The 23115-nt window shown below is 57.9% G+C and carries 19 protein-coding genes and 1 pseudogene; 13 read left to right on the forward strand and 7 right to left on the reverse strand.

From position 1 onward, the window contains the following. Window positions 1–211: 211 nt before the first annotated feature. The 7 genes and pseudogenes from ACEE09_RS02810 to ACEE09_RS02840 all read left to right on the forward strand — a co-directional run. Window positions 212–877 (forward strand): hypothetical protein, encoded by a 666-nt coding sequence (locus ACEE09_RS02810; protein WP_449081873.1) that lies wholly within the window; start codon window positions 212–214, stop codon window positions 875–877. Between the two features lie 105 nt (window positions 878–982). Next, window positions 983–2026, forward strand: a complete 1044-nt coding sequence (argC, locus tag ACEE09_RS02815; protein ID WP_449081875.1) for an N-acetyl-gamma-glutamyl-phosphate reductase — start codon at window positions 983–985, stop codon at window positions 2024–2026. Further along, the gene (gene argJ / locus ACEE09_RS02820) at window positions 2023–3240 is read left to right on the forward strand and encodes a bifunctional glutamate N-acetyltransferase/amino-acid acetyltransferase ArgJ (RefSeq protein ID WP_449081876.1); all 1218 of its coding nucleotides are present in this window, start codon (window positions 2023–2025) and stop codon (window positions 3238–3240) included. The genes argC and argJ overlap by 4 nt, the downstream gene beginning before the upstream one ends. Before the next feature lie 13 nt (window positions 3241–3253). Next, a complete protein-coding gene (gene argB, locus ACEE09_RS02825; RefSeq protein ID WP_449081878.1) occupies window positions 3254–4264 on the forward strand; it encodes an acetylglutamate kinase in 1011 nt (336 codons plus the stop codon). Window positions 4265–4292: 28 nt separating this feature from the next. Further along, window positions 4293–5510: an acetylornithine transaminase gene (locus ACEE09_RS02830; protein ID WP_449081880.1), complete on the forward strand. Its 1218-nt coding sequence runs from the start codon at window positions 4293–4295 to the stop codon at window positions 5508–5510. Between the two features lie 27 nt (window positions 5511–5537). Beyond that, on the forward strand, window positions 5538–6491 hold the full coding sequence (gene argF / locus ACEE09_RS02835) for an ornithine carbamoyltransferase (protein WP_449081882.1): 954 nt from the start codon (window positions 5538–5540) through the stop codon (window positions 6489–6491). A 22-nt stretch (window positions 6492–6513) separates the two neighbouring features. Further along, window positions 6514–7002: pseudogene (locus ACEE09_RS02840) on the forward strand (arginine repressor); the annotation flags it as partial. Between the two features lie 72 nt (window positions 7003–7074). Here the strand turns inward: ACEE09_RS02840 and ACEE09_RS02845 are convergent. Then, window positions 7075–7470 carry an ankyrin repeat domain-containing protein gene (locus ACEE09_RS02845; RefSeq protein ID WP_449081884.1) on the reverse strand — a complete coding sequence of 132 codons (396 nt, stop codon included), beginning with the start codon at window positions 7468–7470 and terminating at the stop codon, window positions 7075–7077. A gap of 154 nt (window positions 7471–7624) precedes the next feature. On the opposite strand from ACEE09_RS02845, the gene ACEE09_RS02850 reads away from it, so the two are divergent. Further along, window positions 7625–9208, forward strand: coding sequence for an AMP-binding protein (locus tag ACEE09_RS02850; protein WP_449081885.1), 1584 nt, complete (start codon window positions 7625–7627; stop codon window positions 9206–9208). A 28-nt stretch (window positions 9209–9236) separates the two neighbouring features. Here the strand turns inward: ACEE09_RS02850 and ACEE09_RS02855 are convergent, their stop codons facing one another. The 5 genes from ACEE09_RS02855 to ACEE09_RS02875 are packed head-to-tail and all read right to left on the reverse strand — an operon-like array spanning window position 9237 to window position 14743. Beyond that, window positions 9237–10475 carry a glycerate kinase family protein gene (locus tag ACEE09_RS02855; protein ID WP_449081887.1) on the reverse strand — a complete coding sequence of 413 codons (1239 nt, stop codon included), beginning with the start codon at window positions 10473–10475 and terminating at the stop codon, window positions 9237–9239. A 25-nt stretch (window positions 10476–10500) separates the two neighbouring features. Then, window positions 10501–12678 carry an SLC13 family permease gene (locus ACEE09_RS02860; protein WP_449081888.1) on the reverse strand — a complete coding sequence of 726 codons (2178 nt, stop codon included), beginning with the start codon at window positions 12676–12678 and terminating at the stop codon, window positions 10501–10503. A gap of 42 nt (window positions 12679–12720) precedes the next feature. Continuing rightward, window positions 12721–14304 (reverse strand): sensor histidine kinase, encoded by a 1584-nt coding sequence (locus ACEE09_RS02865; protein ID WP_449081890.1) that lies wholly within the window; start codon window positions 14302–14304, stop codon window positions 12721–12723. After that, window positions 14297–14446: a hypothetical protein gene (locus tag ACEE09_RS02870; protein WP_449081892.1), complete on the reverse strand. Its 150-nt coding sequence runs from the start codon at window positions 14444–14446 to the stop codon at window positions 14297–14299. Before ACEE09_RS02870 ends, ACEE09_RS02865 begins: the two co-directional genes overlap by 8 nt. A 57-nt stretch (window positions 14447–14503) precedes the next feature. Next, window positions 14504–14743, reverse strand: coding sequence for a hypothetical protein (locus ACEE09_RS02875; RefSeq protein ID WP_449081893.1), 240 nt, complete (start codon window positions 14741–14743; stop codon window positions 14504–14506). Window positions 14744–14966: 223 nt separating this feature from the next. On the opposite strand from ACEE09_RS02875, the gene ACEE09_RS02880 reads away from it, so the two are divergent. The 5 genes from ACEE09_RS02880 (at window position 14967) to tyrS (ending at window position 22507) form a co-directional block, all read left to right on the forward strand. Then, entirely contained in the window at window positions 14967–16169 is a 1203-nt protein-coding gene (locus ACEE09_RS02880; protein WP_449081895.1) for an argininosuccinate synthase, read from the forward strand. A gap of 122 nt (window positions 16170–16291) precedes the next feature. Next, window positions 16292–17734: an argininosuccinate lyase gene (gene argH / locus ACEE09_RS02885; RefSeq protein ID WP_449081896.1), complete on the forward strand. Its 1443-nt coding sequence runs from the start codon at window positions 16292–16294 to the stop codon at window positions 17732–17734. 9 nt (window positions 17735–17743) lie between these two features. Then, the gene (locus ACEE09_RS02890; protein ID WP_449081898.1) at window positions 17744–18295 is read left to right on the forward strand and encodes an adenine phosphoribosyltransferase; all 552 of its coding nucleotides are present in this window, start codon (window positions 17744–17746) and stop codon (window positions 18293–18295) included. Between the two features lie 520 nt (window positions 18296–18815). Next, the gene (locus ACEE09_RS02895) at window positions 18816–21131 is read left to right on the forward strand and encodes a HelD family protein (RefSeq protein ID WP_449081900.1); all 2316 of its coding nucleotides are present in this window, start codon (window positions 18816–18818) and stop codon (window positions 21129–21131) included. A 68-nt stretch (window positions 21132–21199) separates the two neighbouring features. After that, on the forward strand, window positions 21200–22507 hold the full coding sequence (gene tyrS / locus ACEE09_RS02900) for a tyrosine--tRNA ligase (protein ID WP_449081902.1): 1308 nt from the start codon (window positions 21200–21202) through the stop codon (window positions 22505–22507). Between the two features lie 252 nt (window positions 22508–22759). Here tyrS and ACEE09_RS02905 read toward each other — a convergent pair. Next, a partial coding sequence (locus ACEE09_RS02905) for a hypothetical protein (protein WP_449081904.1) occupies window positions 22760–23115 on the reverse strand: 356 nt, incomplete at its 5' end.

Below are 23115 nucleotides of genomic sequence, written 5' to 3' on the forward strand. Positions count from 1 at the left end.
AATGAGCCCGGCGGATGCGCGTCCGCCGGGCTCATATGTCTTAGCAGGGGGTGATTCGGCTGAGGTTGAGGTGGGGGAGGGGACGTTTTCTTAGAGAGGGCCTGGAAAAGGCTGGGCCTTGAGAGGGCTGGCCAATTTTTTTGGGTCTGACACGGTAGAATGGACTTCCCGCCTTGTCTAGGCAATCACCCACAACCTCTGGAGATGCACCGTGAGCGATCAGCGCTACCTCGAAGATAAAGATACCTTCGACGAAAATGACCGCACCGACGACTTCTTCACCTTCTCGGAAGAAGAAGAATACTACGAGGAACCTCGCGGGCCCCTGGGCCCTAAGCTAGCCCTTGCTGGCATCATGCTGGTAGCTTCACTTCTGGCGATGCTACTGCTCATCGGTGGTGTGCGCACTTTCAACGAGGCCCGCGCCAATGAAGGCTACGAGGGGCGCTCCTGGGTGATGGCCGGCAGTTTTGAGAAGCTCACCAGCGACCTGCAAGGCGATAGCAATGTGGCCACCTATAAGGGAACGCTGCCTGATGATGCTGCTATGGCTGATAAGACCTTCGTTTCTGAGATTGCTGACCCGGTGCAGGTTAACCCCGGGTCTGCTGTTGAGTTCCGTGGTTCTCAGACGGGCACTGTGAGCGCTGATTTCCCGCAGAAGGTTGATGCCCTGCTGGTGCAGACTGATGAGAGCCATTTGACGGTTGCCCGTACTGGTGAGGCAGGTAGCTTGGTGCCGGTCACTGAGAGTACGGTGGCCTCTCAGAAGCGTAGTGCTATGTTCCGTCTGGCTGGTGCCATTCTGGTCTTTGGTGGTGGGGTTGCTGCTACTTTTATGATGATTCGTCAGCGTAAGGGCGCTGAACTGGCTTAGTCTGTTGTGGGCTTGCCTGGGCTGACTTGGGCTGGGGTGGTTTTACACTACGACACACATTGCATAAATATTTACTAGTATGTAAAAACATGCAAAGATGGTGCTATGACTATTACCGTAGCTGTCACAGGAGCCACCGGGTACGCCGGTGGTGAGATTCTGCGTCTTTTGGCCACCCACCCCCACGTTGAGGTAAAAACCGTGGCCGCCCACTCGTCCGCTGGTTCCCGACTCGGCGATCTGTCCCCCCATCTTCGCGCCTACGCCGACCTGGTGGTCACAGACACCACCGCCGAGGCCCTCAGCGGGCACGACGTTGTCTTCATGGCCCTGCCCCACGGGGCAAGTGCAGAGATCGCCGCCCAGCTACCCGAAAACACCCTGGTGATTGACGCAGGGGCAGACCACCGCCTCGACAGCGCAGAGGCCTGGGAAAAGTTCTACGGCTCAGAACACTCCGGCACCTGGCCCTACGGCCTACCTGAACTACCAGTTGGTACCGGTAAACAGCGTCAAAACCTGGCAGGTAGTAAGCGAGTTGCCGTGCCCGGCTGCTACCCCACAGCCTCCATCTTGGCCCTAGCTCCCGGCTTTGCCGCCGGTCTGCTCGAACCCAGAGATGTTGTCATTGTTGCCGCCTCAGGCACCTCAGGGGCAGGTAAGAGCCTCAAACCCCACCTGCTCTCAGCCGAAGCCATGAGCAGCATGAGCCCCTACGGGGTCGGCGGTTCCCACCGGCACACCCCCGAAATTGAAGAAAAACTCTCCCACATCGCAGGGGAAGAGGTGCAGATTTCATTCACCCCCACCCTAGCCCCCATGCCCCGCGGCATCCTCGCCACCGCCACCGCCCGCGTCCGCCCAGGTGTCACCGAGGCTCAGCTGCGGGAAGCCTGGCAGCAGGCCTACGCCGATGAACAGTTCGTGCACCTGCTCCCAGAAGGGCAGTGGCCCACCACCAAGAGCGTGCAGGGCTCCAACCACGCCGAAATGCAACTAGCCTTCGACGCACACACCGGGCGCCTTATCGTTACCAGCGTCATTGATAACCTGGCTAAAGGTACCGCCGGCGGTGCCATCCAGTCCATGAATATTGCCCTCGGGCTCCCCGAAAATGCAGGCCTACTCCAGGAAGGACTCGCACCGTGACCGACTCTATCCACCAGATTGAAGGCATCACCACCCAAGGCGTCACCTTCCCCCGTGGCTTCCGGGCAGCCGGTGTGCGCGCCGGAATCAGCGCCGTTGACGGTAAAAAGGACGTCGCCCTGGTCGTTAACGACGGGCCCGTCAAAAACGCCGCCGCCGTCTTCACCAGCAACCGTTTTGCCGCCGCCCCCGTCCTCTGGAGCCAGCAAGTTATCAGCGATGGCCGGGCGGACGCCGTCCTCCTCAACTCCGGTGGCGCTAACGCCTGCACCGGTGCCCCCGGCTTCCAAGACACCCACACATCCGCTGAACTCCTGGCCGAGCTGCTGGGCATCTCGGCCGGTGACGTCCTAGTCTGCTCCACCGGCCTCATCGGCGAGCGCCTACCCATGGACAAGCTCACCGCCGGAACCAAGGACGCCCTAGCCTCCCTAGGTGTAAGCCCCGGCTCCTCCCTGGCCGCCGCTGAAGCTATCATGACCACCGATACTGTCTCAAAGCAGGCCGCTATCGGTGTAGAAATTGAAGAGGGCGGCTACTACCTGATTGGTGGTATGGCGAAGGGTGCTGGCATGCTGGCCCCCGGTCTGGCCACCATGCTGGTTGTTATTACCACCGATGCTCTGATCTCACCTGAAAATCTTGATATTGCCCTGCGTGAAGCAGTGCGCCTGAGCTTCAACCGGGCTGACTCAGATGGGTGCATGTCTACCAACGACACCGTCATTCTCATGAGTTCTGGTGCATCAGATATTGAACCTGACCTGGGGGTCTTCACAGAAGCTCTCACCAAGGTCTGCCAAGATTTGGCTCTGCAGCTCATTGGGGATGCCGAGGGCGCCAGCCACGACATTCACGTGCGGACCCTGGGCGCAGCTAGTGAAGCGGACGCTGAAGAAGTCTCTCGGGCTGTCTCCCGCTCTAACCTCTTCAAAACCGCCATCTTTGGTAATGACCCCAACTGGGGCCGAATCCTCTCCGAGGTAGGCACCACCTCAGCTACCTTTGAGCCGGAAAACGTCAACGTCACCATCAACGGGGTGCAGGTGTGCACCGGCGGCGGTATCGGCCAAGACCGCTCCCTGGTCGATCTTGCCGCACACCGTAAGGTCACCGTCGATATTGATTTAGGTGCAGGCCAGCATGAAGCTACCATCTGGACCAACGACCTCACCCACGACTACGTGCACGAAAACTCAGCCTACTCCAGCTAACCAAAGGACCCCTATGGCAGAGCAAAAAAACGCCCACGCCCGCTTCGACACCGCCCAGCAAAAAGCGAAAACCCTCATGGAAGCCCTCCCCTGGATTCAACAGTTCCGGGGTAAGGTCATGGTCTTCAAATACGGTGGCAACGCCATGATTTCAGAGGAGTTGCGCGCCGCTTTTGCAGAAGACATGGTCTTTCTCCGCACCATCGGCATCTGCCCAGTAGTGGTACACGGTGGCGGCCCGCAGATTACCGCCATGCTGGGCAAGCTTGGTATCCACAGCGAATTTCGCGGCGGCTTGCGCTACACCACCCCCGAAGCTATGGACGTAGTCCGTATGGTGCTCACCGGGCAGGTAGCCCGCGAACTGGTCTCCCTCATCAATGCTCACGGGCCTTTTGCTGTTGCTATGAGCGGTGAGGACGGCGGGCTGCTGCGCGCTCGCCGTATCGGCACTGTAGTAGATGGGCAAGAAGTAGATCTGGGGCTGGTCGGTGAAGTTGTCGGTGTGAACACCACCGCCATCATGTCCATGATTCAAACCGGTAAAATTCCCGTCATTTCATCCATCGCCCCTGAAATGCACGACCCCGAGAAATACCCGGAACATAACCACGGCCTAGCGGGTCTTACCGGGGAAATCCTCAACGTTAATGCAGATACCGCCGCCGCAGCCGTCGCTGCAGCCCTGGGAGCTGAAAAGCTGGTCGTCCTTACCGACGTTGAAGGTCTGTACGCCAACTGGCCCCACAAAGATTCGCTGATTTCATCCTTGACCGTGAGCGAACTGCGAGCCATGCTCCCCACCCTGGTTTCGGGCATGATTCCCAAGATGGGTGCCTGCCTGCAAGCCGTTGAGCAAGGTGTTCCTCGTGCTTCTATCGTCGATGGTCGCCTGGCTCACTCGCCCCTGCTGGAAATTTTCACTGACCGCGGTATCGGCACCCAGCTCACCCCCGATAATGTCGAGGACACCCCCTGGCACCACCCAGCACCTGACTTCCAGGTCAAGCCCATCACCTATTAGGACCACTTCACTCAGCAAGGGGAAAACCATGTCTCAAGAACAACTACTGACCAACTACAAAGATGAGCTACTCGGTGTCTTCGGTGACCCCTCCCTGGTGCTGGTAGAAGGCAAGGGCTCCCGCGTCACAGACGCCGACGGCAAGGTCTACCTAGACCTGCTCGGTGGTATTGCTGTCAACGCCCTTGGCCATGCCCACCCCGCCTGGGCCCAGGCCATCAGTGAGCAAGCAGCCACCTTAGCTCACGTCTCCAACTTCTTCACCACACCCCAACAGATTTCTCTAGCTCACCGCCTGCTTGGCTACCTGGGCGCTGAGGACGGCCGCGTCTTCTTCTGCAACTCCGGCACCGAAGCCAACGAAGCAGCCTACAAGCTGGCCCGCCGTCACGGCAACACCCACGGCAAAGGCACCATCCTAGCCCTTGACCACGGGTTCCACGGCCGCACCATCGGCGCCCTCTCCTTGACCTGGAAGCCCGCCTACCGCGAACCCTTTGAGCCCCTACCTGGCGGCATCAAGCACATCCCGGCCACCCTCCAAGCCCTCGAAGAGAACCTCACCGACGATGTTGCCGCCCTCATCATCGAACCCATCCAGGGTGAGGCTGGCGTGCTGCCCCTGCCAGAAGGCTACCTAACCCGCGCCCGTGAACTCACCCGCGCCCACGGTGCCCTACTCATCGTGGACGAAGTACAAACCGGTATGGGCCGCACCGGCCGCTGGTTCGAGCACTCCCGCGAACTCACCGGCACCAACCTGCCCGATGCCATCACCCTAGCCAAAGGCCTAGGCGGCGGCTTCCCCATCGGCGCCATGATCGTCACCGGTGAAGAGAACACCCGCACCCTCCAAACAGGCATGCACGGCACCACCTTCGGCGGCAACCCCCTAGCCACCGCAGCCGCCACCGCAACCCTAGCCACCATCGAAGCAGAAGGGCTACTAGAGGCAGCAACCGACCGCGGCTCTACCTTCCGGGCAGCCATCGAAAAAACAGGGGGTGTAGAAGAAACCAGGGGAGCGGGCCTACTCATCGGCATCGTCCTAACCGAAGAAACCACCCAAACCGGTGCCCCCCTCGCCCCAGCCTTCGTAAGCACAGCACGAGAAGCCGGATTCATCGTCAACGCCCCCGATACTCGCACCATCCGCATCGCCCCAGCCCTGACCATCACCGATGAAGAACTGGCCAAATTTGCTGAAGCCTTCCCCACCATCCTGGCTCAAGCCCGTCAGCAGTAGAAACACCCCCACCCCTAGGAGAACACCGTGGTACGCCACTTCCTCAAAGACACCGACCTCACCCCCGACGAACAAGCCCAGGTACTTGACCTAGCCGCCTCCATGAAAGCTGACCGCTACGGCTACAAGCCTCTAGCAGGGCCCCAGACCGCCGCCGTCATCTTCGACAAAACCTCAACCCGCACCCGCTTCTCCTTCCACGCAGGAATTGCAGAGCTCGGCGGCAACCCCCTCATCGTCAACCCCGGCGAAGCCCAACTCGGCCACAAAGAGACCATCTCAGATACTGCCTCCGTCATCTCCCGCATGGTCTCCACCATCGTCTGGCGTACCTACGCCCAAGCCGGCCTGGAAGAAATGGCCCAGCACTCCCGCGTACCCGTCATCAACGCCCTCTCCGACGACTACCACCCCTGCCAGATCCTGGCCGATCTGCTCACCATCCGCGAGCACAAAGGCGACCTCACTGGCCTGACCATGGTCTACCTGGGGGATGCAGCTAACAACATGGCCAACTCCTACCTCCTAGGCGGGGCCACCGCCGGAATGCACGTGCGCATCACCGGCCCAGAAGGCTACCTGCCCGCAGACTCCGTCGTCGCAGAAGCAGAAGAACGCGCAAAGGAAACCGGCGGATCAGTCCTGGTGACCACCGACCCCGACCAGGCCCTTGCCGGTGCGGATGTCGTCATCACCGACACCTGGGTCTCTATGGGCCAAGAAGACGAAAAAGAAGCCCGCGCCCAGGTTTTCAAACCCTACACCGTCAACACCGAAGCCATGAACAAGGCAGCAGAAGGCGCCATCTTCCTCCACTGCCTACCTGCCTACCGCGGCTACGAAGTCACCGCCGACGTCATCGACGGGCCCGCCTCCGTCGTCTTTGACGAAGCCGAAAACCGTCTTCACGCCCAAAAAGCCCTCATGGCCTTCCTGCTCGCCGAGTCCAACCTCGCCACCGACGTCCGCACAGCTCTCTAAGACACCAGGCACCAGAAAAAGAGAAGAAACAATGGCGATCCCCTCCACCAAAACCGCGCGTCAGGCCCGCATCATCGAGGTTCTTCAAACCCACCGTGTGCGCTCGCAGGCTGAACTGGCTAAGCTGCTCACCGATGACGGGCTCAAGGTGACTCAGGCGACCCTTTCGCGTGACCTGGTGGAAATTGGGGCTGAGCGTGTGCGCGATGAAAAGTCAGGGCTGATCTATGCGGTGCCTAACCACCCGGTGCGTCGTAGTACTCAAGAAGGCCCCGATGCCCGCCTGGTTTCTCTCTTCAAGGAGTTGTTGGTGACCGCAGAGGCCTCAGCTAACCTGGTGATTTTGCGGACCCCGCCGGGTGCGGCCCAGTTCTTGGCCTCGGCTATTGACCAGGCTGGTTTAGAACCCCTGCTGGGAACGATTGCCGGTGACGATACTGTCATGGTCATTGCCCGTGATCCGCAGGGAGGCGAAAAGGTAGCTGCCCTCTTCCTAGAATGGGCGGCATAGGTTAGAGAAGTGAATATGAGGGCGGGCTACCTCTGTACGGTAGCCCGCCCTTGGTGTGTGCGAAGCCGGGATTTATGCGAAGAGCTGCTTCATCTCTTCAAGGTTGAAAAATTCTGCTACGTCAGCTGGGGTCTGGCTTCCTAGCGTTTCGTCAGCACCTGCATCCAGGAGCATGCGGGCGATGGGCAGGTTGTTGCGGAAGGTGGCGCAGACCAGGGCGGTTTGGCCTCGTTCGTTGAGACGGTCCAGGTCGGCGCCTTCGTTGATGAGTAGCTGTACCAGCTCTGAGTGTTCGTGGTAGGCGGCCAAGATGAGCAGGGTGTCGCCCTTGGCGTTGGTGAGGTCAACGGGTACGCCCTGGTCGAAAAGGGACTTGAGGGCTATCGGTTTGTTGTCCCGTGCCAGGTCGAAGACCGAGTTAAGAAAGTCAATGTCTTGTTCGGTCAGAGTGTGGTTCGCATCTGTCATATCTTCACTTTCTCAGAAGTCGGGTCTTTTTAGCAACCCTGTCTAGACCTATAGGGTGCTTATCCCTACCCTGGGAGCTTTCACCGAGAGGTGTTAAGCGGTCAGGTATGAAAGAATAGGCAGGGTCAGCTAGGCCCGTCAGGAAAGGCACCCTGTGAATACCCAGCACTCCCAGCACTCCCAGCACACTGCAGACTCTTCACCCCAGCACAATCTAGCGACCCTCCTTGCTGCCCGCGCTGATTCGGACCGCACTGCCCTGACCTGGGCCGGTGGCTCCTTGAGCTACCAGCAGCTGGTCACGGCGGTAGGTGCTGCCCGCACCTGGCTGGGGGAGCGAGGCCTCACCCCTGGCGATAGGGTAGCTTTGGCCCTGCCGAATGTGCCGGCCATGGTGAGCCTCTACTATGGTGCCCTGTCTTTGGGGGCGGTAGTGGTGCCCATGCACCCGCTGCTATCGGCGCGTGAAGCTGCCTACCAGGTGCAGGACGCTGGCGCCCGGCTTCTGGTGGCAGCCGCCGGTACGCGCGTGGGCCAGGAAAGCGAGCAGATTCGTGAAGAGGTGGGGCCGCAGCTGGCCGTTCAGGTGCTTTCTGCCGATGCCATGTTCGATAGGGACGCCCCGGCACAGCAGGCCTGGGAGCCCTCCCCTGTGCGGGCCCAGACCCCTGCGGTTATTCTTTACACATCGGGAACTACTGGTGCCCCTAAGGGGGCTACCCTTACCCACGCTAATATGCTCTCTAACGCCCTGACCTGCGCAGATGTTTTCGGTTTCACCGCAGATGACGTAATCTTTGGGGGCCTTCCGCTCTTTCACGCCTTCGGGCAGACTGTATCGATGAATGCGGTACTGGCAGCAGGCGCCGCTATCGCCCTGCTGCCTCGTTTCACACCGGGTGGGGCCGCCCAACTGTGCGCCACAGCCGGGGTCACAATTTTTGCTGCGGTTCCTACCATGTATGGTGCCCTGGCCAGCTACCTGGGCACCGACCCGGCCTTGGCGCACCGTCTGAAGGGGCGTGTCCGCTTCGGTATCTCAGGTGGTGCAGCCTTACCGGCCTCTGTACACGCCGATATTGAGCGCCTGGTAGCCTGCCCTATCTATGAGGGGTATGGGCTGAGCGAAACAGCGCCGGTTGTCTCTTTCAACCGGGCTGAGTACGGCCTGGTCATTGGTTCTGTGGGCAGGGCCCTGCCCGGTGTGGAGGTCAAGGTCGTCGATGAAGAGGGGCAGCCCTTAGCTACGGGTGAGGCCGGTGAACTGTGGGTGGCTGGGCCTAATGTTATGGCCGGTTATTGGGGCCGCCCTGAGGCTAGCGCTGCGGTGCTCAAGGGTCGCTGGTTTGCCACCGGTGATATTGCTCGACTCGATGAGGAGGGGAACATCTTTATTGTTGACCGGCTTAAAGACATGATTTTGCGTAACGGTAACAGCGTCTACCCGCGGGAAATTGAGGACGTTCTCTACACTAACCCTGCCCTCCAGCTGGTGGCTGTAGTGGGTCAGCCCTCAGATGTGGTGGGTGAAGAAATCGTGGCGGTGGTGGTGCCTCGCCAACCCCTGGATGCTGCGCAGCAGGCTGAGCTGATCGCCTCCTTAGATCAGCTAGCTCGCCAGGAACTTGCAGCCTATAAGTACCCGCGCCGCTACATTTTTAAGGAAGAGCTACCCTTGGGCCCGACCGGCAAGATTCTTAAGCGGGTGTTGGCTGAGGCTCTCACCCAGGAGTCCTAGGTAAGAGCCTCTACTAGTTTTGGTGAGCCTACGGGGCTAGTTGTGCCCGGCGGGATTGCATGGAGGCTGAGAGCGAGGCACCGAGCAGAATCATGCGGAAGGTACGCTCTGCTGAGTCTGTTAGGAGCTCTTCACCATTGACGAGGGCATCTTCAAGGTCCATGGGCAGGGGAATAATCGAGGCAAAAGCGTCGATACCGGCATCGTGCACACGGTAGGCCTTTTTGCCAATGGAACCAGCTAAGGCGAGTACCGGGGCGCCTGATACCTGGGCGCGGGAGGCGATTTCTGCTGGTACCTTGCCCTTGGGGGTTTGAAAGTCGATGGCGCCTTCTGCGGTGACCACCAGATCTGCCCGGCGGATTTCTTCGTCCAGGTTGATACCTGCTAAACCAGAATCGATCAGGGCCTCAAAGCGCGGGGTGAGCTCTGCACCGATGAAAGCTAAACCAGCGCCCAGGCCGCCGGAGGCGCCGGTACCTGCCCCGGTGCGGAAGTCCACATAGAGTTTGCCGTCGGTCATGTTCTGGTAGGTTTCTTCCAGCAGATCTGCCCAGTGGGTGAGGGCCTGATCGAGCTGTTCGACCTGCTCTGGGGTGGCCCCCTTCTGCGGGCCAAAGACGCGGGCAACTCCCTGAGGGCCGGTAAGAATATTGTGTTGGTTCAGTGCAAGAACAATCCTCACCTGAGAAAGGCGGGGGTGCAGGCCGGAGTAGTCGATGGATGCTGCTTCAGCCAGGTGGGCCCCGCCTAGGGGTATCTCTTCCCCGGCCTCGTTGAGGATGCGAGCGCCTAAGGCTGAGAGGGCACCTGCACCACCATCGGAGGTGCCTGAGTCCCCGCAACCTACTAGTACGGTGTGTACGTCCTCCTGATCCAGTGCTGCTGCGATGAGTTGGCCTACCCCGTAGGTGGTGGTTTCAGCGGGGTTGCGTAAATCCTTGGGTACCAGGGACAGGCCGGCTGCTGCTGCCATTTCGACGACAGCAACGCCTTCCTGTGCCCCGCCGAGTAAGGCGTAGTGGGAGCGAACTTCTTGATTCACTGGGCCGGTGACTTTGGTGTGGATCAGTGTGCCGCCGGTTGATTTTGCCAGCATTTTGGCGGTGCCTTCTCCGCCGTCGGGAATGGGCATGGTGACGGTGTTGACGCCGGGGATGACGCGGCGGATACCGGAGGCGATAGCATCGGCTACAACGTCTGCTTCAAGGGAACCCTTGAACCCAGAGGGGGCAATGAGGATGCGCTGAGGGATAGAGGTAGTCATGGTCTTTCTCCTTATGTGGTGTTGTTTAGAGGTAGAGGGGTAGGCCAAGGGCTGGCCAGATATAGAAGGCAAATCCGGCAATGAGTGCTGCATGAAGCGGCGCCAGCCAGGCCGAAAGTTTGAGGAGGTCTGCTGGGGTATAGGTGGGGTGCCCGTCGATGGAGGCGAAAAGGGCAACTGGTTTGGCGCTGGAGGTCAGGGTGTGGCAGAAGCCTGCGGCTGCGGTTGAGATGAAGGCTGCTGCGACCGGGTTGACGCCCAGGGGGATGGCGGCAGTGATGATGAGGGGCACTAGCACAGCTGAGCGGGCAGAGCGGGACTGGATGACCAGGTGGGCCACCGTGGAGAGGGCAATAACGAGAAGGACGAAGGCTGCTGCTCCGCTGCGTCCTAGCCCGGCAACTGGGGCGAAGATTGATTCTGCGAGCCAGGTTGCTGCCCCTGATTCTGAGAGGGCGGTACCGATTGCCAGGGTGGTGGCCATAAAAATGAGCATGGGCCAGGGGGCTTTTTTGAGGGCTGCTGCTAGTTTGACTGATCCGAAGTGGGGGGCGCTGGCAGCTAGGGCACCGAGGATGGCAACAATCACTGGGTCTACCCCGTGGATGGTTTCGGTGCACCAGAGCAAGATGGCAAGAAAGAGCACTAGCGCCATGTTTTTTTCCGCTGGGGTAAGTGCGCCTTGTACCGGGGTTGCATCGTCGGTTTCGAAGTCTGTTATATCGATTTGGAGCTTGGTGGGGGCATCATCTTTGGTGGGGAAGAGCAGGAAGACTAGCTCAGTGACTAGGAGTGAGGCGAGCAGGCCTAGGCCTGAGCCTAGTATCATCCACTGTAGAAAGCCGATGGTTTCTAGCCCGTAGGCTACCAGGATTTCTGCGGTGACGAGGTGGGCACCTGCGCCGATAAAGCTGGCAACGGCTGAGACCAGGATGGTGGAGGGAGCTAAGATGCCTAGGGCCTTGACGAGTTTGGGGCGGTCGGGCATGGCGTCGGCCACGGCCAGGTAGATGGGCAGGGCGAGGGCTGCCCGCCCGGAGGGGGAGGGCACCAGGTAGACGGTGAGGAAGAGGGCTAGGTTGTAGAGGTGGGCTAGTTGGCGCGGTGTTCGGGCTAGGGATACGAGCCTGGCGGTGAGGCGGCGGGTGAGGCCTGAGGCGGTAAGAGCTTGAGCCATCACTACGGCTGCTACCAGTAGCCAGACTGCGCTAGTTCCTAATGAAGCGGTGAACTGGTCGGTGCTGATGATGCCTGTTAGGACCAGGGCGACTGCTGCTGCGAGGGAGATATAGGTGTCTGAGAGGGGGCTAAAGACCCAGGCCCAGATGGCGAGGGTGAAGATGGCTAGGGTGAGGGCACCTTCTAGGGTGAGTTGTGATGAGGTGAGCCCGGTCAGTGCGGTGGCGGTGATGAGCAGTACGGCAATGAAGAAGGATGCCAGGAGTTTACCGGTGATGAAGCTGGGTTTGATGATTGTTAGTGGCGCGGTATCGGTAGCTGGTTGAGGGTTAGGTGCGGTGGTGGATGTGTAGAGAAGTTTCATACGAATCGGTAGCCTGCCCCTCGAACGGTCACGATGTAGTCTTCGCCAATTTTTTTTGCGGAGGGCGCGGATGTAGACGTCGACGATGTTGGAGTTGGGGTCAAAGTCCATGCCCCATACTTGCCCTAGGAGTTGCTCCCGGGAGAGCACCTGGTTTTTGTGGCGCATGAAGGTTTCTAGTAGGGAGAATTCGCGGCTGGTGAGTTCGGTGCTGGCCCCTGTGATGGTGACTTGGCGGGTGAGTACGTTGAGGATGAGGTCGCGGTGGGTGAGTGTGGATGCGTTGGTTTCTTCTCGGCTGGTGTCGAGTAGGCGTAGGCGGATGCGGGCTAGGAGCTCTGCGAATTGGAAGGGCTTGGTCATGTAGTCGTTGGCGCCGTTTTCGAGTCCTTCGAGGGTGTCTGAGACGGAGTCGCGGGCGGTGAGCATGATGATGGGTGTGGTGATCCCTTCAGCTCGTAGGGATTTCATGATGGTGAACCCGTCCATGCCGGGCAGCCCTACATCGAGGATGATTAGGTCGAAGTCGCTGACTTTGGCGAGGGCGTAGGCGGAGCGGCCTTCGTCGATCAGGGTTGAGGTGTAGCCGGCTGATTTGAGGCCTTTGACAATGAAGGATGAGATGCGTGGGTCATCTTCAACGATCAGGATATGGCTCATGGCGGTGTTTCTTTCTGGTGGTGCGGTTGGTGTGGAGGCTTTTTATTTAGTCCAGCTGGGGTAGCGTACGCTGGAGATGTTCTCTGCTAGGGGGTCGGTGTCGTCCTTGCCGCTTTCGGTAGCGGGCTCTGCTGGGAGGCTGATGCCGAAGATGGCTCCGATCTTGTTATCTGGTTGGGCTATCCAGACTGAGCCGCCGTGGGCTTCTGCGATGGAGCGGACGATGGCTAGCCCTAGTCCGGCGCCTACGGAGTGTTTCTTGGCGGTGGCGGGGTTTTTGGCGTTGTTGCGTTTGAAGCGTTCGAAGAGGGTGGCGGCGTCTTCTTCGCTGACGCCGGGGCCTTGGTCGCGTACCCAGAGTTTGAGTTCTCGTTTTTTGCCGGTGTCTTCGAAGGCTGAGCCGATGGAGATGGTGGTTCCTTCGGGGGAGTATTGGGCGGCGTTGGCGCAGAGTTGTACGAGGGCTTGGGTGATGCGCTGTTCGTCGAGGTTTACTTCGCCTTCTGCGATGTCTGAGATCATCCAGCGGTGGTCGGTAAAGGCCTGAACTTTTGAGTCGAGGGTAATCATGAGGTCTGCGACGTCAACGGGGTGGGGTGAGACGAAGTTGGGGCGTTCTGATTTGGCGAGGGTGAGTAGGTCGGCGACGATGCGTCCCATGCGTTCTAGTTCGTCGTCTACTAGTTGGAGGGTTTGGTCTTGTTCTTCGGTGCGGTCCATGAGCTCAAGGTGGCCGCGGACGATGGTGATGGGGGTGCGCAGTTCGTGGCTGACGTCGTCCATAAATTGGCGTTCGATCATGGCTGATTCCTCTAGTCGGTCGAGCATCTGGTTGAAGGTGTGGCCCATGGCTGCTACATCGTCGTCGCCTTTGACGGCGACTCGGCCTGAGAAGTTTTTGTCGTTGATTTCTTGGGCGACTGTGCGCAGGCTGCGGATGGGTTTGGTGATGCGTCCTGCAACGAGCCAGGCGATGAGTATGGTGGCTGCTAGCCCACCGAGGCCTACCCAGATCATGGTGATGATGGTGTGTTGGACTTCGTCGAGTTCGGGTTGGATGTATTCGACTACGATAAGGTGGCCGGTGTGTGCGCCGGTGTCGGTGTTGAGGTTGATTTCGACTGTGCCCCAGTGGACGGGGCCAGCTGGGGTTTGGGCGATCCCGGAGGTTCTATTGTTGCTGGTGATGGTAGTTAGTAGGTCCCTGTCGTGGTGGAGGCGGTAGCCGCTGTTGTCGGAGAACTGTTCTTGTTCGTCGATGAAGATCACTTGTTGGGGTGTGATTCCGATGAGTTGTTCGCTGTGGCCGGTGTATTGGCGGGAGACGAAGGCTGTGAGTAGCTGGTTGAGGTCTTCGAAGGGTGCTGCGGTGGTGGGGTCTACTCCGATTTCAGCGAAGTTGCGGAACTCTGAGATTTCGCTTTCTGCACTTGCTGCGGCGTTGGATCCTACTTCGCTGATGAGGATTTCTCGCACTGTAAAGATGAGCCCGGTGATGATGAAGGCTGTCACTAGGACCATCCAGGCAACGATGCGAAGCCGGACTGAGCCTGTGCGCTGGCCTTGGGTGCCAGAGGGATGTGCTCTGCGGTGTTTGGGGTGGAGCTTGCGGAGGGGGTTAGTCATCGTCGCCATCGTCATCGAGTTCGTAGTCATCGTCTATGTCATCGTCATCATCTGCCGGTGCGGGGGCCGGTGCTGGGGGCTGTTCGATGATGGCGGGGGCGGGCGCGTGTTCAACTACCGGGGGTGCGGGGGCTTCGACCATGGTGGGTACCTGGTCTATGAGCTGGGTTGTACCTGCTGCCTCTTCGGGGGCGGCTTCTTAGGTGGGGGCAATGTGCTCAGTGACGGGTGCTGTTGCTGGCTGTGAGGCTGGATCCTGGTTCTGTGCTGATGGTGTAGCAGAGGGGGTGGCAGATGAGCTTGGGGAGCTGGTGCGGTCTAGGACGATGGGGGCTGTTTCTTCCCCTAGTTGGCCTTGGAAGCTGATGAGAAGGGCGAGGGCAGCTACCGTCCCGACAGCTGCTAGGAGCAGAGTTCCGAACATGTATTTCTTGAGCATGTTTCTAGTGTGTCAGCTGTCTTTAAAAGTTCTGTGAGTCTCTCATTAAGGTTTTTTCATGTTGGGGTGGGTGTTTCTCTTGCTGGTTGTGTGTGAGCGCGCGATGATAGTAAGCGGGTATCACTAACCGATACATTTTGTATAATTATGTCTGAGTGTGCATAATTATTTATAGAACCTGCGGGAACACCCCGCCCCTGAACGCCACATATCAAGGAGCACCATGAAAGAGCGTATCGTCCTAGCCTACTCAGGCGGTCTCGACACCTCCGTCGCCATCGGCTGGATCGGCGAAGCAACCGGCGCAGAAGTTATCGCCGTTGCCGTTGACGTAGGGCAGGGCGGCGAAGACCTGGAAACCATCCGCCAGCGCGCCCTAGACTGCGGTGCCGTTGAAGCCTACGTTGCAGATGCCCGCGATGAATTCGCCAACGACTACTGCATGCCCGCTCTCAAGGCCAACGCCCTCTACATGGACTCCTACCCCCTGGTATCGGCTGTCTCCCGCCCCGTCATCACCAAGCACCTGGTAGCTGCCGCCAAGCAGTTCGGTGCTACTACCGTTGCCCACGGCTGCACAGGTAAGGGCAACGACCAGGTCCGTTTCGAAGTTGGCATCCAGACCCTGGGCCCTGACCTCAAGTGCATCGCACCTGTGCGCGACCTAGCTCTGACCCGCGAGAAGGCTATCGACTACGCAGAGAAGAACAACCTGCCGATCGTCACCACCAAGAAGAACCCCTTCTCTATTGACCAGAACGTCTGGGGCCGCGCGGTTGAAACCGGCTTCCTCGAAGACATCTGGAACGGCCCCACCAAGGACGTCTACGACTACACCGACGACCCCACCTTCGCACCCACCCCCGACACCGTGGTCATCTCCTTCAAGGAAGGTATCCCTGTTGCTATTGACGGCCAGGCTGTTACCCCCCTTGAAGCTATCGAAATCATGAACCGTCGCGCAGGCGCCCAGGGCATCGGCCGCATCGACATCGTTGAAGACCGCCTGGTCGGTATTAAGTCCCGCGAAATCTACGAGGCTCCCGGTGCTATGGCCCTGATGGCTGCTCACAAGGAACTTGAAAACGTCACCATCGAGCGTGAGCAGGCCCGCTTCAAGAAGATTGTTGGCCAGCGCTGGACCGAACTGGTCTACGACGGCCAGTGGTTCTCACCGCTGAAGAAGTCCTTGGACGCCTTCATCAACGACACCCAGAAGATGGTCAACGGCGATATCCGCATGGACCTGCACGGTGGCCGCGCCGTAGTCACCGGCCGCAAATCAGAGACTTCCCTCTACGACTTCAACCTGGCCACCTACGATGAAGGTGACTCCTTCGACCAGTCCATGGCCCGCGGCTTCATCGAGCTCTTCGGCCTCTCATCCAAGGTCGCTTCAGCCCGCGACCAGCGCCTGGGCCTCTAAACCCAGCCTTGCTTCAGCCGCCCCACCCCGCGCGTCCTCGCCCACCTCTAGGGTAAGGACGCCGGCGGGCGGCTTTTGCCGTATATTCCCCACGATTTTCTCAACTCCGCAAAGGTAAAAACATGTCAGCTGAAAAGCACGGTACCAATGACGGCGCTCTATGGGGCGGACGCTTCGCAGGCGGCCCTTCTGAGGCGCTCGCTGCCCTGTCGAAGTCAACCCAGTTCGACTGGCGTCTGGCTCCTTATGATATTGCTGGTTCTCGCGCTCATGCGCGGGTGCTGGCGAAGGCTGGTCTGCTCACTGAGGATGAGCTGACCGGTATGATTGCTGCCCTAGACCAGCTTGAAGCTGATGTGCGTTCTGGTGCTTACACCCCGGCTGAGTCGGATGAGGATGTGCACGGTTCCCTGGAGAAGGGGCTGATTGAGCGTGCTGGTGCCGATTTGGGTGGTAAGTTGCGTGCGGGCCGTTCCCGTAATGACCAGATTGCTACTTTGGGTCGCATGTATCTGCGTGACCATGCTTCTATTATTGCTGCTGGTGTGATGAGCACTATTGATGCTTTGATTGCCCAATCTGAGGCTCACCCTTACGCGCCTATGCCTGGCCGTACTCATTTGCAGCATGCTCAACCTGTTTTGCTTTCCCATCAGCTTCTGGCTCATGCGTGGGCTCTTTCTCGTGACCTTGACCGCCTGCTGGATTGGGATAAGCGCGCCGCTGTTTCTCCTTACGGTTCTGGTGCGCTTGCTGGTTCTTCCTTGGGGCTAGACCCTGAGGCTGTTGCCGCTGATTTGGGTTTCAACTCTGCAACCCACAATTCGATTGATGGCACTGCTTCTCGTGACGTCTACGCTGAGTTCGCCTGGATTGCGGCCATGATTTCGGTGGATCTTTCTCGTATCTCTGAGGAGATTATTCTCTGGGCTACTAAGGAATTCTCTTTTGTGACCTTGCATGATTCTTTCTCTACTGGCTCGTCGATTATGCCGCAGAAGAAGAACCCTGATATTGCTGAGCTGGCTCGTGGTAAGGCTGGCCGCCTGATTGGTGATCTTACCGGTCTGCTGGCTACTCTTAAGGCTTTGCCCTTGGCTTATAACCGTGATTTGCAGGAAGATAAGGAGCCGGTCTTTGATGCTATTGACCAGTTGGAGGTTCTGCTGCCTGCTGTTTCGGGCATGATTGCTACCTTGACTTTTAACACTGACCGTTTGGCTGAGCTTGCTCCTCAGGGCTTTGCTTTGGCCACGGACGTTGCCGAGTGGCTGGTGCGCGAGGGTGTGCCTTTCCGTGTGGCTCATGAGCTGGCTGGTGAGGCTGTGCGCGTCTGCGAAGAGAAGGACTGTGAGCTGTGGGATCTATCGGATGAGGATTACCTGGCTATTTCACCGGCTTTGCATGCGGGTGTGCGTGATGTGCTGACTGTTGAGGGTTCTTTGAATTCTCGCAGCGCCCAGGGCGGTACTGCACCGTCTGCTGTTGCCGCCCAGTTGGCTGCGCTTAAGAGTGAGCTTGAGCCTGCTCGTGCTTTTGCTGCCCGCCCCCAGGTCATCAGCTAGGGTCGAGACATGGTTAAGTCCCTTGATTCTTCTTTGCCTCTTGCGCAGCAGATTCCTGCTGCTTGCGCGCAGATTCAGGACTTCCCTAAGGAGGGTATTCTCTTCTACGATGTTACGACCTTGTTCGCGAACGCGCAGGTTTTTCGTGCTTCTATGGAGGAGCTGGCTCAGCGTTTTGAGGGGCAGTTCGATATTGTCGCTGGTGTTGAGGCGCGCGGCTTTTTGATGGCTTCAGCTATCGCTTATATTGCTGGTACTGGCGTCATGACCGTGCGTAAGGCAGGTAAGTTGCCGCGCGATACCTATATGAAGGAATACTCTTTGGAGTATGGTCAGGCTGCGATTGAGATTCATAAGGACGATATCCCGGCCGGTTCGCGGGTGTTGATTGTTGATGACTTGTTGGCTACTGGTGGCACTCTTGAGGCTGCTACCCGCCTGATGGAGATGGCTAACTTGCAGGTTGCTGGTATCGGTGTGCTGTTGGAGTTAGATGGCCTGGGCGGACGCGGGCTGCTGGCCGGTCACCGCTTGGAGGCTTTGTCTCTGGTGGCTGAGTAGAGGCTGGCCCGCTCATAGCACCCCTGTTTTTATGCGTAGTAAGCTTTTTGTTTCCTGCACTACCGTTGCGCTGTTCGGTTTGGCTGCCTGTGGTTCTGACGGCGGTCAGGCCGAATCTAGCGAATCACCAACTACTGAGGTGACTAACTCAGTAACCGCATCGGTGTCTAATCTTCTGCAACAGCTGTAGCTACCGAGCCAGCCAGTACATCGGGCTCCTTCGGCTGTGGCATCACTATGGGAGGGCTCAGCGTAGTATGCGAGACAACGTCTCAAAGCACCGCGCTTGATGTTGGCACCGTTATTAACTTCAACGGAGTCTCCTGCCAAGCTGTTTCTGCCGATTCCATCACGTGCATTGGCACTGATGGCGCAGGTTTCACCATTTCACCTGATGGAGTGACCCAGCCCTAGCAGCATTTCTGAGCGGACGGCCGCCCTCCCTCGATAGGGGAGAGGGCGGGCGTCCTTTCTTTTTGTCAGGCTGTGCAGGTAGAATGGAGGGCTTGAATTTTCCGCGATGAAGGGTTCCCTCTTGACTGAGAACACAACCGCAACCGGTGAGCAGACTGCCGCTGAAAAAGCCTACGAGGCTCAGCTGGTGGGTGAACGAGCCTATGTGGGTAGGCTCTATGCCCGCCTTGATGAGCTGCGAGAGATTAATGAGAAGAAGCTCAAGAGCACCCGCAAGAATCAGGCTGTCGGTAGTCACCAGAACCGTTCAGAGCGTGATGCTTACGCCCAGCATTATGAAGACCGCCTGGCCCAGTACAATGCGGTTGACCACCGTCTAGCTTTTGGCCGCCTTGACCTTGATGATGAGGCGATCCGCTATATTGGCCGTATCGGTCTTGCTACTGAAGAGCACGAGCGTCTACTCATTGACTGGCGTGCCCCTGAGGCTGGCACCTTTTATCAGGCTACTGCGTTCAACCGGCAGGGTGTGCGCCGCCGCCGTCATCTGATGCTAGAGCGCCGCGAGGTCACCGGTTTTGAGGATGACGTTCTTGATTCAACCTTGCTTGATGAGGGCGAGGAGAACCTGCACGGTGAGGGGGCCCTGCTGGCGGCTCTTAACCGTAAGCGCACCGGCCGTATGGGTGATATTGTGGCGACAATTCAGGCAGAGCAGGACGCCATCATCCGCGCTGATCTGGCAGGGGTGCGCGTGGTGCAGGGCGGCCCTGGTACCGGTAAGACTGCTGTGGCTTTGCACCGTGCAGCTTATCTGCTCTATACCTTCCGCGAGCGTCTGAACAATGCGGGTGTCCTGGTAGTTGGCCCTTCTGCCTCTTTCATGTGGTACATCGAGCGGGTGCTTCCTTCTTTGGGTGAGACTGGTGTGGTTATGTCTTCTCTGGCTACCTTGTACCCCGGTATTAAGGCTGTGCCCGAGGCTGACCCGGCTGTCGCCAAGATTAAGGGCGATCTGCGTATGGCTGAGGTTATTAAGAAGGCTGTGGCTGACCGTCAGAAGGTGCCGGCTCAGCCCGTAAAAATGTATGTGGATTCCACCGCTATTGAGCTGACTCCTGGCATGGTTAAGCACGCTCGTGGCACTGCGCGCTCTACCGGCAAGCCCCATAACGAGGCCCGCGAAACTTTTGTGAAGGTGTTGCTGAAGGAGCTGACGCACCAGCTTAACGAGAAGCTGGATGCTGCTGCCGGTCACGCGGTTGACCGCCCCTACCTGGAAGATGACGTACGAGCCTCCATGGATGTCCGCCGGGCTGTTAATCTTGCCTGGATGCCTCTGTCCCCTGAGACTCTAGTGCGCTCGCTTTTTTCTAAGCCGGAGTATCTGCGTAGTGCGACTGTGGGCGTCCTGACGGATGCTGAACGTGATGCTTTGGCGCGCGCCGCTGATCTGCCCTTTACTGAGTCTGATGTGCCTTTGCTGGATGAGGCTGCTGAATTGTTGGGTGATTTTTCTAAGGTTGCTGGTGCTGGGGCTGTTGCCCGTGCTGAGGCTGCCCACCAGGCGAATCTTGAGAATGCTCGTAAGGCCCTTGAGAATGTGGATCAGCAGTTGGCTGATATGGGTGTGGACGGTGTAGTAACCGCCGAGCAGATTGCTGAGCTGAATGAGGAGCGCGGCGAGCGTATGACCGCTGCCCGTGCTGCGCAGATTGACCGCACCTGGGCTTATGGGCATGTGGTGGTTGATGAGGCTCAGGAGCTGTCACCTATGCAGTGGCGTCTGCTCATGCGTCGGTGCCCTATGAAGTCTTTTACGATTGTTGGCGATATTGCGCAGGCTTCTTCTGCAGCGGCTTCACAGTCGTGGGCGCAGGCGCTTGAACCTTTTGTGGGGGAGCGTTTTACCTTAGATGAGCTGACGGTCAATTATCGTACTCCTGCCCAGATTTCGGATGCGGCGGTGGCGGTTGCTCGTGCTGCTGGCCTGGATATTTCTGCCCCGCGTGCTGTGCGCGAGGGCAATTGGGCGCCGTCTGCTCGTATTGTGGGGCAGGACGGGCTCTACCCGGCTGTGGTGGCTACGGTCAGTGAGGAGCTGGAACAGGGCGCCGGTGGCCTCATTGGTGTGATTGTTAGTGAGGAACGCTACCGCGAGACTGCCCTAGCGATTGCTGCTCAGCATCGGGGCAAGCTGGGTACTTCGGCTTCTGCCCTGGAGCACCAGGTGCTGATTCTGACTCCGTGGGAGGCTAAGGGCCTTGAATTCGATACTGTGATTATCGTTGAGCCTAATGATTTGGTGCGCGCGGCCAATGGTTCGGTGGGTGATTTGTATGTTTCTATGACCCGCCCCACCCAGCGTTTGTATCTCTTGGCTTCCAGTGAGTTGCCGGCCGGTATTGAGGTATCTGCTTAGTAGCAGTCTGGTACGGTGGTGCATGGTAGATGTACCGATTTTTTATAAGAAACTAGTCAGGAGTAACCGTGTCTGAAGAGACTCTTGCAGCTCAGCACAACGACGATTCCTTTGAGAATATCTGGCAGGAATTGAAGTGGCGTGGTTTTGTGCACGTCAGTACCGATGAAGAAGCCCTTGAGAAGGCGCTGGCTGAAGAGACTGTGAACTTCTATATCGGTTATGATCCCACTGCTGCTTCCTTGCACTTGGGGCACCTGGTTCAGTTGCTGTTGATGCGCCGTTTGCAGCTTGCTGGTCACCGCCCCTTTGGTTTGGTGGGTGGTGCTACCGGTCTGATTGGTGATCCCCGCCAGACTTCTGAGCGTGTGCTCAACTCCCGCGATGTAGTTGAGGGCTGGGTGGCTCGTTTGCGTGGCCAGATTGAGCGTTTCTTGTCTTTTGAGGGTGAGAATGGCGCGCAGATGGTTAATAACCTGGACTGGACGAGTGAACTGTCTGCTATCGATTTCCTGCGTGAGATTGGTAAGAATTTCCGTGTGGGCACCATGATTAAGAAGGAAATCGTGGCGAAGCGTCTGAACTCTGATGAGGGTATTTCTTACACCGAGTTCTCTTACCAGATTCTGCAGGGCAACGACTTCCTGGAACTTAACCGCCGTCACGGTGTGACCTTGCAGTGTGGTGGTTCTGATCAGTGGGGTAACTTGACCAGTGGCACTGAGCTGGTGCGTAAGGTGACCGGTAAGAGTGTTCATGCTCTGGGGACCCCGCTCATTACTAACTCTGATGGCACTAAGTTTGGTAAGTCTGAGGGTAATGCTATTTGGCTTGACCCTGAGATGTGCTCACCCTATGCCTTCTACCAGTTCTGGTTGAATACTGCTGATGCGGACGTGGCTGATCGTCTGAAGATTTTTACTTTTAAGACTCGTGATGAGATTGCTGCTTTGCAGAAGTCTGTTGAGCAGGAGCCTTTCAAGCGTTTGGCTCAGAAGACTCTGGCCTTTGAGGTTACTTCTTTGGTTCATGGTGTTGAGGCTACCGAGAAGGTTATTGCTGCTTCTGAGGCTCTTTTTGGTAAGGGCGATTTTGCTTCTTTGGATGAGGCTACTTTGAAGGCTGCTACTGCTGAGTTGCCTCATGCGGTGTTGTTTGCTGATCAGTTGGATATGGTGACTGTGCTGACTGAGACTGGTTTGTCTGCTTCTAAGTCTGAGGCTCGTCGCACTCTTAAGGAGGGCGGGGCTGCTATCAATAACGTCAAGGTTCAGGGTGAGGACGCTGCTTTGGTTGAGTCTGATTTGCTCTTGGGCAAGTATGCGGTGGTTCGTCGCGGTAAGAAGAATATGGCTGTTGTTGAGGTAGCCCGGTAAAGCTTATGGCTTTGTGAGGCTTTTTGCCTGTTCTACTGATGATTGAGTCAGTAGAAATGGTGCGGACGCCCGCCCCAGCTTTTCCCCTGAGGTGGGGGAGGGCGGGGCGGGCATTTATTGTTTCTACTTGTCAGAGCTGGGAATCAGGGAGGGCCTAGGGAGAGCGCACTGGGCTACTGTCTTCTGGGGTTAAAAATTTTTCCAAAATATTTTTGAAAGATTTAACCTGGTTGTTTACTAGGGGAAACACTTTCATGTAGGCAGGTTTGAGGGGGTTTTTGCGGTGGAATTGGCCCAACTGGGGTTGCGGGCCTGAAAAAACCTGCGTAAAGTATAACGAGTCGCTGAGGCGCGGGGAACCGGCCGGGAGCGATAAATAATCGAATAGTGCACCACAAGTTGAGTCGATAAAGACTCCCAGGGATAGTCAATAGAACTGGTTTTCGGGTTTGAAGCTAAGGCTTCGAAATAAAGAAAAGAGCTTGTGGCCATCGTCATGCTCTGAAGAGTTGCGATGATGAAAAAAGCATTATAGACTAAATGAGTTGCCCAAACGGGTAACACACAAACATGAGAATGACCGATACGAAACACCGGCCAGTGAAACA

Source organism: Rothia sp. 88186D007BW, from assembly GCF_053544215.1.